Source organism: Streptomyces sp. I05A-00742 (genome assembly GCF_013055795.1).
Taxonomy (GTDB): Bacteria; Actinomycetota; Actinomycetes; order Streptomycetales; family Streptomycetaceae; genus Streptomyces.
Genome location: NZ_JABETO010000024.1, coordinates 15677 through 29910, shown reverse-complemented (window position 1 = coordinate 29910; position 14234 = coordinate 15677). Strand labels below are relative to the sequence as shown.

12 protein-coding genes are annotated in these 14234 nt (G+C 71.4%); all 12 read left to right on the top strand.

Features of this window, described 5'->3' with window-relative positions:
- Nucleotides 1-14 precede the first annotated feature (14 nt).
- The 12 genes from thrC to HN013_RS21515 all read left to right on the top strand — a co-directional run bounded on the left by thrC (nucleotide 15) and on the right by HN013_RS21515 (nucleotide 14021).
- A complete protein-coding gene (gene thrC, locus HN013_RS21570) occupies nucleotides 15-1094 on the top strand; it encodes a threonine synthase (protein ID WP_171168698.1) in 1080 nt (359 codons plus the stop codon).
- Nucleotides 1095-1559: 465 nt separating this feature from the next.
- Entirely contained in the window at nucleotides 1560-2474 is a 915-nt protein-coding gene (gene thrB / locus HN013_RS21565; RefSeq protein ID WP_171168697.1) for a homoserine kinase, read from the top strand.
- Nucleotides 2475-2888: 414 nt separating this feature from the next.
- Nucleotides 2889-4970: a transcription termination factor Rho gene (rho, locus tag HN013_RS21560; protein WP_171168696.1), complete on the top strand. Its 2082-nt coding sequence runs from the start codon at nucleotides 2889-2891 to the stop codon at nucleotides 4968-4970.
- A 369-nt stretch (nucleotides 4971-5339) separates the two neighbouring features.
- The gene (locus HN013_RS21555; protein WP_171168694.1) at nucleotides 5340-6455 is read left to right on the top strand and encodes an LCP family protein; all 1116 of its coding nucleotides are present in this window, start codon (nucleotides 5340-5342) and stop codon (nucleotides 6453-6455) included.
- A gap of 155 nt (nucleotides 6456-6610) precedes the next feature.
- Nucleotides 6611-6835, top strand: coding sequence for a 50S ribosomal protein L31 (gene rpmE, locus HN013_RS21550; protein WP_004953295.1), 225 nt, complete (start codon nucleotides 6611-6613; stop codon nucleotides 6833-6835).
- Between the two features lie 97 nt (nucleotides 6836-6932).
- On the top strand, nucleotides 6933-8009 hold the full coding sequence (prfA, locus tag HN013_RS21545; RefSeq protein ID WP_171168692.1) for a peptide chain release factor 1: 1077 nt from the start codon (nucleotides 6933-6935) through the stop codon (nucleotides 8007-8009).
- 54 nt (nucleotides 8010-8063) lie between these two features.
- A complete protein-coding gene (gene prmC / locus HN013_RS21540; RefSeq protein ID WP_171168690.1) occupies nucleotides 8064-8909 on the top strand; it encodes a peptide chain release factor N(5)-glutamine methyltransferase in 846 nt (281 codons plus the stop codon).
- 47 nt (nucleotides 8910-8956) lie between these two features.
- Nucleotides 8957-9604, top strand: coding sequence for an L-threonylcarbamoyladenylate synthase (locus HN013_RS21535; RefSeq protein WP_171168688.1), 648 nt, complete (start codon nucleotides 8957-8959; stop codon nucleotides 9602-9604).
- Nucleotides 9601-10245 (top strand): protein-tyrosine-phosphatase, encoded by a 645-nt coding sequence (locus tag HN013_RS21530; RefSeq protein WP_171168680.1) that lies wholly within the window; start codon nucleotides 9601-9603, stop codon nucleotides 10243-10245. Before HN013_RS21535 ends, HN013_RS21530 begins: the two co-directional genes overlap by 4 nt.
- A 302-nt stretch (nucleotides 10246-10547) precedes the next feature.
- Nucleotides 10548-11807 carry a serine hydroxymethyltransferase gene (glyA, locus tag HN013_RS21525; protein WP_171168679.1) on the top strand — a complete coding sequence of 420 codons (1260 nt, stop codon included), beginning with the start codon at nucleotides 10548-10550 and terminating at the stop codon, nucleotides 11805-11807.
- Between the two features lie 141 nt (nucleotides 11808-11948).
- Nucleotides 11949-13301 carry an MraY family glycosyltransferase gene (locus tag HN013_RS21520; protein WP_312018675.1) on the top strand — a complete coding sequence of 451 codons (1353 nt, stop codon included), beginning with the start codon at nucleotides 11949-11951 and terminating at the stop codon, nucleotides 13299-13301.
- Nucleotides 13302-13580: 279 nt separating this feature from the next.
- A complete protein-coding gene (locus HN013_RS21515; RefSeq protein WP_171168677.1) occupies nucleotides 13581-14021 on the top strand; it encodes a hypothetical protein in 441 nt (146 codons plus the stop codon).
- Nucleotides 14022-14234: the final 213 nt, after the last annotated feature.

Here is a 14234-nt window from a genome sequence, read left to right as displayed (position 1 = left end):
AAAGCGTGTCAGCCATGTCTGGGAACAACCGTCCCGCCACCCGCCAGTGGCGCGGCATCATCGAGGAGTACCGCGACCGCCTGCCCGTCTCGGCGGACACGCCCGTGGTGACGCTGCGCGAGGGCGGCACGCCCCTGGTGCCCGCCCAGGTGCTCTCCGAGCGCACCGGCTGTGAGGTGCACCTCAAGGTCGAGGGCGCCAACCCCACGGGCTCCTTCAAGGACCGCGGCATGACGATGGCCATCACGCGGGCGAAGGAGGAGGGCGCGAAGGCCGTCATCTGCGCCTCCACGGGCAACACCTCCGCCTCCGCCGCGGCCTACGCCGTCCGGGCCGGGATGGTCTGTGCCGTCCTGGTGCCCGAGGGCAAGATCGCGCTCGGCAAGATGGGCCAGGCGCTGGTGCACGGCGCCCGCATCCTCCAGGTGGCCGGGAACTTCGACGACTGCCTCGACCTGGCGCGCAGCCTGGCCGACAACTACCCGGTGGCGCTGGTGAATTCGGTCAATCCGGTGCGTATCGAGGGCCAGAAGACCGCCGCCTTCGAGATCGTGGACGCGCTCGGCGACGCCCCGGACATCCATGTGCTGCCGGTGGGCAACGCGGGCAACATCACCGCGTACTGGAAGGGGTACCGGGAGTACGCCGCCGACGGCATCGCCGCCCGCACCCCCCGGATGTGGGGCTACCAGGCGGCGGGCTCGGCGCCGATCGTGCGCGGCGAGCCGGTGAAGGAGCCGCACACCATCGCCACCGCCATCCGGATCGGCAACCCCGCCTCGTGGCGGTTCGCCGAGCAGGCGCGCGACGAGTCCGGCGGGCACATCGACGAGGTGACCGACCGCCAGATCCTCGCCGCCTACCGGCTGTTGGCCGCACAGGAGGGCGTCTTCGTCGAGCCCGCCTCGGCGGCGAGCGTCGCCGGTCTGCTGAAGGCGGCCGAGCAGGGCAAGGTCGATCCGGGCCAGCGCATCGTCTGTACGGTCACGGGCAACGGCCTCAAGGACCCCGACTGGGCGGTGGCCGGTGCTCCGCAGCCGGTGACCGTGCCGGTGGACGCGGCGGCCGCTGCCGAGCGGCTCGGGCTCGCGTAGGGCGCGCCGGGACCGTCCGCGCGGCCGCCACCCCCGGGAGGCGGCCGCGCACCAGGCCCGCACCAGGCCCGCATCAGGCATCACACCAGGCCGCCCCGGCCCGTCCGGCCGCCCGGCGCACTCCGCCCGCCGGGGGGCGCTCACCCGCCGACCGGCCCCGGGAACCCGCCCCCGGCCCCCGGGAGCGGAGCCCGGGAAACCCCGGTCCGCTCCGCCCGGAACCGCATATCCCCAGGTCACAACCCCGACGAAAGTCCGCCAAAGCCGACATGGGGCACGGTTTGGCGTGCGACACGCATCGCGCGCCTCCTGTGCGCCCTATGTCGCCACAGAACCTTCCTTCGATAGGCTGTGCTCACTCCGCCCCGTCGCTGACCCAAGCCGCCCTCCATGCGGCATCGCCGTCGCGGCCCTTGCGGAAGTCGCACGCCCTACCAAGGCCACATCAAGGAGAGTCATCGAGCGATGGCCGGTCCCGCCTTCCGCGCCGCCGCCGTCCGAGTGCGCACCCCCGCCACCAGCGCCAATCTCGGTCCCGGCTTCGACGCCCTCGGTCTGTCCCTGGGCCTCTACGACGACGTCGTGGTCCGGGTGGCCGAATCCGGGCTGCACATCGACATCGCCGGCGAGGGCGCCGATTCGCTCCCGCGCGACGAGAGTCACCTGCTCGTACGGTCCCTGCGCACCACGTTCGACCTGCTGGGCGGCCAGCCGCGCGGCCTGGAGGTGGTCTGCGCGAACCGCATTCCGCACGGCCGGGGCCTGGGCTCCTCGGCCGCCGCGATCTGCGCCGGCATCGTCGCCGCCCGGGCGGTGACCATAGGCGGGGCCGAGCGGCTCGACGCGACGGCGATGCTGGAGCTGGCCACGGAGATCGAGGGCCACCCGGACAATGTCGCCGCCTGCCTGCTCGGCGGATTCACCCTGGCCTGGATGGACGGGGGAGCGGCCCGGGCGGTGCGGATGGACCCGGCCGATTCCATCGTTCCGGTGGTCTTCGTACCCGGCCGTCCCGTGGCGACCGAGACCGCGCGGGGGCTGCTGCCGCGGCAGGTCCCCCATGTGGACGCGGCGGCCAACGCCGGCCGGGCGGCACTGCTCGTCGAGGCGCTCACCAGGCGCCCCGAGCTGCTGCTGCCGGCCACTGAGGACCGGCTTCACCAGGAGTACCGCGCCCCGGCGATGCCGGAGAGCGTGGCCCTGGTCAACCGACTGCGGGCGGACGGCGTCCCCGCGGTCGTCTCCGGCGCGGGCCCCACGGTGCTCGCGCTGGTCGAGGACAGTGCGGCCGAGAAGGTCGCACGGCTGGCGGGCGAGGGGTGGGCGGCCAACCGGCTGGCCCTCGACGCCGGGGGGGCGAGCGTGCTGCCGCTCGCCTGAACAGGGGCGGACGCGGTGGTACGCCGCCGAGGAAGGCACCGCGGAAAAACGCGGTTGCCGGTCTTTGAGAGGGGGAATGTTTGTGGGATCCGGTAGTGTTAACCTCAAGTCTGCACCCGAAGCCACATCGGCTCGGTGCTCTGTGTCCCGATCAGGGACCGCTTTTCTTCCGGGAGCCTCCCAGACTGCCTGAGCAGATTCGAGCACGCTCCGGAATCGGCGTGGGGCGACATGAGTGAAGTGATGCGTCATGTCTTCACTGATTCCTTCACGCCGGCATCAATGCACTGATTCTTCCGCCGTACCGCGGCGGACCACCGCCCCGGCCCGGTCCGCAAGCAGGACCGCAGCCGGACAGCACAACCGGTCGCCGAGCCAGACAGGCCGACGCCCGCTCCAGGGAAGGACCCCTTCGTGAGCGACACCACCGATCTGATGGGCGTGAACGCCGCCGCCACCAAGCAGAGTGCCGCCGGCAATGCCTCCGCGCCCGCCACGGACGCTCCCGCCGCGCCCGCCACCGGTGCTTCCGCCGCCCCTCGGCGGCGACGCTCGGGCACGGGCCTCGACGCCATGGTCCTGGCCGAGCTCCAGCAGCTCGCCTCCAGCCTCGGCATCAAGGGCACCGCGCGGATGCGCAAAGGCCAGCTGATCGAGGTCATCAAGGAGAGGCAGGCCGGCTCCGGCGCCTCTGCCAAGCCCGCCGCCGAGCAGGCCGCGGACCAGCCGGCGGAGAAGCCGAAGCGCCGGGCCACCTCCCGGGCCCGTACCGGCGAGGCCGCCGAGAAGGCCGCCGACCAGGCCTCCGCCGCCCAGCAGCAGATCGAGATCCCGGGACAGCCGGGCAGCGAGGAGGCGCCGGCCGGTGAGCGCCGCCGCCGTCGCGCCACCGCCCCCGCGGGTGCCCCCGAGGCCGCGGGCGAGACCCGTGCCGAGGCGCGCGCCGAGGCCCGTACCGAGGTGCTGACCTCGGAGAAGCCCGAGGCCGCGGTGGACACCGCCGAGGGCCGGGGCGGCAAGGCCGACCGCCAGGACCGCGGCGAGCGCGCCCAGAAGGGCGACCGCCGGGAGCGCGGCGACCGCGGTGAGCGGGGCGACCGTGCCGAGCGCGGGGAGCGCGGCGACCGTGGCGAGCGCGGTCAGCGCGACCGTCGCGGCCGTGGCGACGAGGGCGCCGGTGCCGGCCAGCAGGGCGGCAACCGCCAGCAGCAGCGCGCGGGGCGCGCCGAGGGCCCGCCGCAGGACGAGGACGACTTCGAGGGCGGCCGGCGCGGCCGGCGCGGCCGTTACCGGGACCGTCGGGGCCGTCGCGGCCGTGACGAGTTCGCGAGCGAGCCGCAGCTGTCCGAGGACGACGTCCTGATCCCCGTCGCGGGCATCCTCGACATCCTCGACAACTACGCGTTCATCCGGACCTCCGGCTACCTGCCGGGCCCGAACGACGTGTACGTCTCCCTCGCCCAGGTCCGCAAGAACGGCCTGCGCAAGGGTGACCACGTCACCGGTGCGGTCCGGCAGCCGAAGGACGGCGAGCGGCGTGAGAAGTTCAACGCCCTCGTGCGGCTGGACTCGGTGAACGGCATGGCGCCCGAAACCGGCCGCGGCCGCCCCGAGTTCCACAAGCTGACCCCGCTCTACCCGCAGGACCGGCTGCGGTTGGAGACCGACCCGGGCGTTCTGACGACCCGTATCATCGATCTGGTCGCCCCCATCGGCAAGGGCCAGCGCGGTCTGATCGTGGCCCCGCCGAAGACCGGCAAGACCATGATCATGCAGGCGATCGCCAACGCGATCACCACCAACAACCCCGAGTGCCACCTGATGGTCGTCCTGGTCGACGAGCGTCCGGAAGAGGTCACCGACATGCAGCGGTCGGTCAAGGGCGAGGTCATCTCCTCGACCTTCGACCGTCCGGCCGAGGACCACACCACCGTCGCCGAACTGGCCATCGAGCGCGCCAAGCGCCTCGTGGAGCTGGGTCACGACGTGGTCGTCCTGCTCGACTCCATCACCCGTCTGGGCCGCGCCTACAACCTGGCGGCCCCGGCCTCCGGGCGCATCCTGTCCGGTGGTGTCGACTCGACCGCGCTCTACCCGCCGAAGAAGTTCTTCGGTGCCGCGCGCAACATCGAGGACGGCGGCTCGCTGACCATCCTGGCCACCGCGCTGGTCGAGACCGGCTCGCGGATGGACGAGGTGATCTTCGAGGAGTTCAAGGGCACCGGCAACATGGAGCTCAAGCTCGACCGCAAGCTCGCCGACAAGCGCATCTTCCCCGCGGTGGACGTCGACCCGTCCAGCACCCGCAAGGAGGAGATCCTGCTCGGCGGCGAGGAACTGGCGATCGTCTGGAAGCTCCGCCGGGTGCTGCACGCGCTGGACTCGCAGCAGGCCATCGAGCTGCTCCTCGACAAGATGAAGCAGACGAAGTCGAACGCCGAGTTCCTGATGCAGATCGCCAAGACCGCGCCCGCCCCGGGCAACGGCAACGACTGACACGGCTGACCGGCCCCGGCCGGACGTCGTCCCGGAACCTCCCCGTCACGGAAGTGGCGGGGAGGTTCCGCGTTTCCGGGGTGTTCCCTTCGTGATCTTGCCGAGTCCTCCTCGTGACCTCCTGAGACTTCCGCCACAGGGGCAGCCGCCGATACGGTCCCGCCCAAGTCCTGATGCGACGGGTGAAATCGCAGGTGGCAGGGGGTGTGGGCGGGTTTGTTGTGCCCATCTGCCCGAGCCGTTCCTCAGAAGGCGCTCACACGGCTCCGTGCAACCCTGTCGCAGACCTCGCCGTCTGAACGTGGCGAGGACCGCGCCTGATCCGGGCGGCAGGGGGGAAGCCGACACCAGCGGAGGACTGAGGAGCGTATGGCGGACGAGACCAGGGGTACGGAGGCGGGATCGCGCCGTCGGCGCCCCGGCGGACCCCGTGGCCGCAGGCGCAAACCCCGTGCGCGCCGCACGGGCTGGCGAATAGCCCTCTGGACGGCCGCGGCACTGGTCGTCCTGGGCGGCTCCGGACTCGGATACGTCTACTTCAAGCTCAACGGCAATCTGCACGGCGTCGACATCAACTCCGCGCTCGGCACCGACCGCCCCGACGACGTGGACAACGGCTCGCAGGACATCCTCGTCCTCGGCTCCGACTCCCGGGCCGGCGACAACAAGAAGTTCGGCCGGGACGAGGGCAGCTCCCGCTCCGACACCGCGATGATCGTCCACGTCTACGCGGGTCACAAGAAGGCCAGCGTCGTCAGCATCCCGCGCGACACCATGGTCCCCAGGCCGCAGTGCAAGACCCTCGACGGCAAGACCAGCCCGGCCGTCCGGCGGGCGCAGTTCAACGACGCGTACTCCGTGGGCGGCGCCGTCTGCGCCGTGAAGACCGTCGAGGCCATGACCGGGATCCGGATGGACCACTACCTCGAAGTGGACTTCGCCGGCTTCCAGAAGCTCATCGACAAGCTCGGCGGCGTCGAGGTCACCACCACCAAGCCGATCCGCGACAAGTGGAGCCACCTGGACCTCCCGGCCGGGAAGCACACCCTCAACGGCGAGCAGTCCCTCGGCCTGGTCCGTACCCGGCACGGCGTCGGCGACGGCAGCGACCTCGGCCGGATCAAGCTCCAGCAGGCGTTCATCAAGGCGCTCATCGACCAGGTGAAGTCCGTCGGCCTGTTCACCAGCCCGACCAAGCTCTACGGGATCGCGGACACCGCCACCAAGGCGCTGACCACCGACTCCGACCTGGCCTCGGTGAAGAAGCTGCTCTCCTTCGCCAACGGGCTCAAGGGCATCGGGTCGTCGGACATGCATATGACGACGCTCCCGGTGACCACCGACCCCCTGGACAAGAACCGCGTGGTCCCGCTCCAGTCGGCCAAGCAGATCTGGAAGGCGCTCCACGACGACCGGCCCATCCCGGCGTCCGCGCTCAAGGACGGCGACGGCACGAAGACGGACGCGGACGACGTGGTCAGATGAGCCCGGCCGGCCCGCCCGGGAGCCCGGGAATAACGGGCTCCCGACCCCCGTTTTGGGGGATGCGGCCGGTACTGGCAGACTGGTACGTCGGCCCCGGTTCACGTACGGCAATCCCGCCGCACGACCCGGTGCCCTCCCGAACCTAGGAGAACCCCTTGAAGCGCGACATCCACCCGGAGTACGTCGAGACCCAGGTCAGCTGCACCTGTGGCGCCTCGTTCACCACGCGTAGCACCGTCGCCGACGGCACCATCCGTGCCGACGTGTGCTCCGAGTGCCACCCGTTCTACACGGGCAAGCAGAAGATCCTCGACACCGGTGGCCGTGTGGCGCGGTTCGAGGCCCGCTTCGGCAAGAACGCCGGGTCCGCCAAGAAGTAGCGACCCGCAGGCGCCGGTCGGCCGTCCCTCGCGCGAGGGCGGCCGCACCGGCGCTTTGTCGTCCAGCAGGTCCGTCACCTTCGCTTAGGGAATCTTGATGTTCGAGGCAGTCGAGGAACTGATCGGCGAACACGCCGACCTCGAGAAGCGGCTCGCCGACCCCGCCGTCCACGCGGACCAGGCCAACGCCCGCAAGCTCAACAAGCGCTACGCAGAGCTGACCCCGATCGTCGGCACGTACCGCTCCTGGAAGCAGACCGCGGACGACATCGACACGGCCCGCGAGTTCGCGGCCGACGACCCCGACTTCGCCGCCGAGGTCAAGGTGCTGGAGAAGCAGCGCGAGGAGCTCACCGAGAAGCTGCGCCTGCTGCTCGTCCCGCGCGACCCCAGCGACGACAAGGACGTCATCCTGGAGATCAAGGCGGGCGCGGGCGGCGACGAGTCGGCGCTCTTCGCCGGTGACCTGCTGCGCATGTACCTCCGCTACGCCGAGCGCGTCGGCTGGAAGACCGAGATCATCGACTCCACCGAGTCCGAGCTCGGCGGCTACAAGGACGTCCAGGTCGCCGTCAAGACCAAGGGCAACGTCACCCCCGAGCCCGGCCAGGGCGTCTGGGCCCGGATGAAGTACGAGGGCGGTGTGCACCGCGTCCAGCGCGTGCCGGCCACCGAGTCCCAGGGCCGCATCCACACCTCCGCCGCCGGTGTGCTCGTCACGCCCGAGGCCGAGGAGATCGACGTCGAGATCAACCCCAACGACCTGCGGATCGACGTCTACCGCTCGTCCGGCCCCGGCGGCCAGTCCGTCAACACCACCGACTCGGCCGTGCGCATCACCCACCTGCCGACCGGTGTCGTGGCCTCCTGCCAGAACGAGAAGAGCCAGCTCCAGAACAAGGAGCAGGCCCTGCGCATCCTGCGCTCCCGGCTGCTCGCCGCCGCGCAGGAGAAGGCCGAGGCCGAGGCCGCGGACGCGCGCCGCAGCCAGGTCCGCACCGTCGACCGCTCCGAGAAGATCCGGACGTACAACTTCCCGGAAAACCGCATCTCGGACCACCGGGTCGGCTTCAAGGCGTACAACTTGGACCAGGTGCTCGACGGCGAGCTGGACGCGGTCATCCAGGCGTGCGTCGACGCCGACTCGGCGGCCAAGCTCGCGGCCGCCCAGTAGGTCCGTGGGGAGCGTGGAGGGTCCGAACATGGAGCGCAACAGGAGGAAGGTCCAGTGAACCTGCTGCTCGCCGAGGTGGCACAGGCCACCCAGCGGCTGGCCGACGCCGGCGTACCCTCCCCGCGCTTCGACGCGGAGGAGCTCGCGGCCTTCGTGCACGGCGTCAAGCGGGGTGAGCTGCACCTGGTCGCCGACGCGGACTTCGACGCCCGCTACTGGGAGGCCGTCGCCCGCCGCGAGGCCCGCGAACCCCTCCAGCACATCACCGGCCGCGCCTTCTTCCGCTACCTGGAACTCCAGGTCGGACCCGGCGTCTTCGTCCCCCGGCCGGAGACCGAATCGGTCGTCGGCTGGGCCATAGACGCGGTCCGCGCCATGGACGTCGTCGAGCCCCTGATCGTCGACCTGTGCACCGGCTCCGGGGCCATCGCCCTGGCCCTCGCCCAGGAGGTGCCGCGCTCGCGCGTGCACGCCGTCGAACTGGACGAGGGCGCCCTGTCCTGGGCGCGCAAGAACGTCGAGGGCTCGCGCGTCCAGCTGCACCACGGGAACGCCCTGGAGGCGCTCCCCGAGCTCGACGGCCAGGTCGACCTGGTCATCAGCAACCCGCCGTACATCCCGCTGACCGAGTGGGAGTACGTCGCCCCCGAGGCCCGCGACCACGACCCGCAGCTCGCCCTGTTCTCGGGCGAGGACGGCCTCGACACCATCCGCGGCCTGGAGCGCACCGCCCACCGGCTGCTGCGCCCCGGCGGCGTCGTCGTCATCGAGCACGCCGACACCCAGGGCGGCCAGGTGCCGTGGATCTTCACCGAGGAGCGGGGCTGGGCCGACGCGGCCGACCACCCCGACCTGAACAACCGGCCCCGGTTCGCGACGGCCCGGAAGGCCCTGCCGTGACCACCGCGGCACATCAGACATTTGCCCCGTACGAGGAGGTTGGCTCAATGGCTCGGCGATACGACTGCGGCGACGCGACCGACCGCAGGACCGGTCTGCGCGAAGCGGCCGCCGCGGTCCGCCGCGGCGAGCTGGTCGTGCTGCCCACCGACACCGTGTACGGCATCGGTGCGGACGCCTTCAGCCGGGAAGCCGTCGGCGACCTCCTCCAGGCCAAGGGCCGCGGCCGGGGCATGCCCTCGCCCGTCCTCGTCGGCTCCCCGAACACCCTGCACGGGCTCGTCACCGACTTCTCCGAGCAGGCGTGGGAGCTCGTCGACGCCTTCTGGCCCGGCGCGCTCACCCTCGTCGCCAACCACCAGCCGTCGCTGACCTGGGACCTGGGCGAGACCCGCGGCACCGTCGCGGTCCGGATGCCGCTGCACCCGGTCGCCATCGAGCTGCTCACCGAGTTCGGCCCCATGGCCGTCTCCAGCGCCAACCTCACCGGCCACCCGGCGCCGCAGACCTGCGACGCCGCGCAGGACATGCTCGGCGACTCCGTCTCCGTCTACCTCGACGGCGGTGCCACCCCCGCCGACGTGCCGTCCTCCATCGTCGACGTCACCGGCAAGGTGCCGGTGCTGCTGCGGGCCGGTGCGATCAGCGCCGAGCAGCTCCGCGAGGTGGTACCCGACCTCGAGGTGGCGAATTGATCGCCCCGCAGGGGCGTGGCATAGCGGGACCGGGGACGAGCACCGACATCTTCCGCATCCTCCACGTCAGCACCGGCAACGTCTGCCGCTCGCCCATCACCGAGCGGCTGACCCGCCATGCCCTCTCCGAGCGTCTCGGCGGCCCGGGCGGGCTCGTGGTCGAGAGCGCCGGCACCTGGGGGCACGAGGGTGCGCCCATGGAGGCCCACGCCGCCACCGTGCTGACCGACTTCGGCGCCGATCCGCACGGGTTCACCGGGCGGGAGCTGCTGGACGAGCACGTCATCCGTGCCGATCTGGTGCTCACCGCCACCCGTGACCACCGGGCCCAGGTGATCTCCATGGGGCACTCCGCCGGGCTGCGCACCTTCACCCTCAAGGAGTTCACCCGGCTGGTGCGGGCCATCGATCCCGTCACGCTGCCCGGTCCCGACCAGGTCGGGGGGGTTGTCGAGCGGGCCCGGGCGTTGGTGCAGGCGGCTGCGGCGTTGCGGGGGTGGTTGCTGGCGCCGGACGCGGAGGCGGATGAGGTGCATGATCCTTATGGGGCGCCGATCACGTTCTTCCGGTCGATCGGGGATGAGATTCAGCAGGCGCTGGATCCTGTGGTGACGGCGCTCACCGGGGTGCCGGCGGGTTGAGGGTGCCCCGGTCCCGCCCCTTCGCCGATTCCCGGGGCCCTGCCCCGGACCCCGTGAAAGCGGCTTCGCCGCTTGTCCTCAAACGCCGGACGGGCTGAATAGCCCGTCCGGCGTTTGAGGACTGGGGGTACCCCCTCTGGGGGAGCGCGCAGCGCGCTTCGCGGGGGTGTGGGGGCGCAGCCCCTGCAAGAAACGGTGAAAGGGCGGGACCGGGGCACCCCTCCCGCAGCGCATCGCGCACCCACCCGGCCTACATTGGGTGGTGAGTACGGCGCTCACCCGTCCACCGCACGGAGCCTCCGATGCCCGTCACCCCCGCACCCTCCAGGGCCGAAGCAGCGACCGACGCGCTGATGCGACAGGACCCCGAGATCGCCGGCATCCTCCTCGGCGAGGCGAGACGGCAGAGCACGGGCCTGCAGCTGATCGCGGCCGAGAACTTCACGTCGCCGGCGGTGCTGGCGGCCCTGGGGTCGCCGTTGGTGAACAAGTACGCGGAGGGGTATCCGGGGGCGCGCCACCACGGCGGATGCGAGGTGGTGGACCTCGCGGAGCGGGTGGCGACGGAGCGGGCGAAGGCGCTGTTCGGGGCGGATCACGCGAATGTGCAGCCGCACTCGGGGTCGGCGGCGGTGCTGGCGGCGTACGCGGCGCTGCTGAGGCCGGGGGACAGGGTGCTGGCGATGGGGCTGCGGGAGGGCGGTCATCTGACGCACGGGTCGCCGGCGAACTTCTCGGGGCGGTGGTTCGACTTCACGGGCTACGGGGTCCGGGAGGACACCGGGCTCATCGACTACGACCGGGTGCGGGACCTCGCCCGCGAGCTGCGGCCGCGCGCGATCGTCTGCGGTTCGATCTCGTACCCGCGCCACATCGACTACGCGCTCTTCCGCGAGATCGCCGACGAGGTGGACGCCTTCCTGATCGTGGACGCGGCGCACCCCATCGGGCTGGTGGCCGGGGGAGCGGCACCGAATCCGGTCCCGTACGCGGATGTGGTGTGCGCCACCACGCACAAGGTGCTGCGCGGCCCGCGCGGCGGGATGCTGCTGTGCGGGGCACGGTCGGCGGACCGCGTGGACCGGGCGGTGTTCCCGTTCACGCAGGGCGGCGCCCAGATGCACACGGTCGCGGCGAAGGCGGTCGCGTTCGGGGAGGCGGCGGCGCCGGCCTTCACCGGGTACGCCCATCAGGTGGTGGCGAACGCGCGGGCCCTGGCGGCCGCCCTGGCCGGGCAGGGGCTCTCGGTGGCCACCGGCGGTACGGACACCCACCTGGTGACCGCGGACGCCGCAGGGCTCGGTCTGGAGGCCACGGCGGCCCGCGGGAGGCTGGCGGTGGCGGGCATCGTGCTGGACGTCTGCGGTCTGGGCCACGGCGGGGCCCGGGGCCTGCGGCTGGGCACCGCGGCGGTGACCACGCAGGGGATGCGCGAGCCGGAGATGGCGCGGGTGGCGGCGCTCATGGGGGCGGCGCTCCGGGGCGAGGAGCAGGGGGCCCGGCTCCGGGAGGCGGTCGCGGAACTGACGGCGGACTTTCCGCCGTATCCTGCGCTGGCATGATCGTTTGCGCGTCGCTCGCAAACGTCAGGTCGCTCGCAACCATCAGGGGGTGGTGAACGTCTTCATCTGCATTCACGGATCAGGACCGGACGCGAATATGGTGTTGGGCTGTGATGTCCGGCGAGATCCCTGGGGCAGCCCGTGCGTGAATACCTGCTGACGCTGTGCGTCACCGTGGCGGTCACCTATCTGCTCACGGGCCCGGTGCGGAAGTTCGCCATCGCGGCGGGCGCGATGCCCGAGATCCGGGCGCGTGACGTGCACCGCGAACCGACGCCGCGGCTCGGCGGGATCGCCATGTTCGGCGGTCTCTGCGCGGGGCTGCTGGTGGCCTCCCATCTGTCGAGCCTCAAGCAGGTCTTCGAGACCTCGAACGAGCCGCGGGCGCTGCTCTCGGGCGCCGGGCTGATCTGGCTGCTCGGGGTGCTGGACGACAAGTGGGGCGTGGACGCCCTGGTGAAGCTCGGCGGACAGATGATCGCCGCCGGTGTGATGGTGCTCCAGGGTCTGACGATCCTCTGGCTGCCGGTACCGGGCGTCGGTACGGTGGTCCTGACCCCCATGCAGGGCACCCTGCTGACCGTCGCGCTGGTCGTCATCACCATCAACGCGGTGAACTTCGTGGACGGCCTGGACGGCCTCGCCTCGGGCATGGTGTGCCTGGCCGCGGCGGCGTTCTTCCTCTACGCGTACCGGCTCTGGTACGGGCACAACGTGGAGGCGGCCGCCCCGGCGACGCTGTTCGCGGCGATCCTGATCGGTATGTGCCTGGGCTTCCTGCCGCACAATATGCATCCTGCCCGGATCTTCATGGGCGATTCGGGCTCGATGCTCATCGGGCTGGTGCTGGCCGCCGGGGCGATCTCCATCACCGGTCAGGTCGACCCCGACCTGCTGGGCACCTTCACCGGCTCGGAGAAGGCGACCGTCCAGGCCACGGTGCCGGTCTACATCCCGCTGCTGCTGCCGCTGACGATCATCGCCGTCCCGGCCGCGGACCTGCTGCTGGCGATCGTGCGCCGGACGTGGAACGGTCAGTCGCCGTTCGCGGCCGACCGCGGCCACCTGCACCACCGGCTGCTGGAGATCGGCCACTCGCACAGCCGGGCCGTGCTGATCATGTACTTCTGGTCGGCGCTCATCGCCTTCGGCACGGTGGCGTACTCGGTGAACTCGGCGGTCATGGTGCTGCTGCTGATCGTCGCGCTCAGCGCCGTCGGCCTGGTGCTGCTGCTGATGCCGCGCTTCCGGCCGCGGGCCCCGCGCTGGGCCGAGCGCCTGGTGCCGCCCCGCTACCGGCAACGCCGGGCCGGGGCGTCCGCTCATGGGGCGGAGGAGGGTCCCGAGGGGCTTGTGGCGACGGAGGCGCCGGAAGAGACACCGGCCGTCGACGAGAAGGAGCAGGAGCCGGTGCCGGCGGGGCTGCACGGTGCCACGGCCGTCGGCGACCGCTCACGGTTCAGTCACGCCCGCAACATCAGCACCCACCGTTAGCCCACCTGCCGACAGGCAGACCGCGGGCTTCTATCAGAGAACAGGCCGCTCGTCAGCACAATGACGGGCGGCTTGACTCTTGTGTGTGACAGGCGGCACACGATATAGGTAAAGACCTCATCAAATAGTTTGTGATACCGTTCACGAAACCCGTGGCAGAGCCGAAGGACCGTAGTGGAGCGCCCCCCGGCGGTTCCTTCGTCGCGAGGTCGCGCCCACCACCGGGATACGCTCGTCCCCGACGAATCGTTGCTTCCGAATCCGCCGGAGAGACCCTTCATGCAGGCCAACGACGCCCGAACGCTACTTCAGTGCGCCGTCCCGACCCTTGTCGCGGGGGCTGTCGCCGTCGCCATCGGTTTCGCGGTGGCGGGCGGGAAGGGTGGCATCGGGGCCGCTGCGGGGATCCTCCTGGCGTTGGCGAACATGTCCCTGGGCCTCTACATGCTCCAGCGGACCGCGCGCCAATGGCCGCAGGTCTTCCAGATGATGGGCCTCGCGCTCTACGCCGTGCAGTTCCTGGTGATCGCCGTCCTCCTCGGCGTCCTGAAGGACACGACGCTCTTCAACCCGCGGGCCTTCGCCTTCTCCGTGCTCGCCGGGACCCTGGTGTGGGTCGCCGCACAGCTGCGTGCCCACATGAAGATGAAGATCCTCTACGTCGATCCGGAGGCCGCCGCCGACGCGAAGAAGCCCGCGCCGGCGGAGTCTCCGTCATGACAGGTAGGGCCGGGATAAACGCCCAGGTGCTCACCTGCTATCGTCCGGTGCCATCTGAGGTGCAGCGGACGCAGACAGCCGGGTCCCCGCTTCCGGCGGGAGCGAATCGGCGGTCCGCGCAGCTGATGCCCGCGATGGCTCCCGGCCACCGGCCGACCTGCCGCACCCCTAACCGTAAGACCAGTCCAGTGCCGTTCCGTGGCTGCTTGCCGC

What these genes read in the sequence shown, in the direction of transcription:
- glyA (WP_171168679.1), top strand. Translation starts at nt 10,548, where the DNA reads ATGCCCGTCACCCCCGCACCCTCCAGGGCCGAAGCAGCGACCGACGCG.
- HN013_RS21535 (WP_171168688.1), top strand. Translation starts at nt 8,957, where the DNA reads ATGGCTCGGCGATACGACTGCGGCGACGCGACCGACCGCAGGACCGGT.
- HN013_RS21515 (WP_171168677.1), top strand. Translation starts at nt 13,581, where the DNA reads ATGCAGGCCAACGACGCCCGAACGCTACTTCAGTGCGCCGTCCCGACC.
- thrB (WP_171168697.1), top strand. Translation starts at nt 1,560, where the DNA reads ATGGCCGGTCCCGCCTTCCGCGCCGCCGCCGTCCGAGTGCGCACCCCC.
- thrC (WP_171168698.1), top strand. Translation starts at nt 15, where the DNA reads ATGTCTGGGAACAACCGTCCCGCCACCCGCCAGTGGCGCGGCATCATC.
- HN013_RS21555 (WP_171168694.1), top strand. Translation starts at nt 5,340, where the DNA reads ATGGCGGACGAGACCAGGGGTACGGAGGCGGGATCGCGCCGTCGGCGC.
- prfA (WP_171168692.1), top strand. Translation starts at nt 6,933, where the DNA reads ATGTTCGAGGCAGTCGAGGAACTGATCGGCGAACACGCCGACCTCGAG.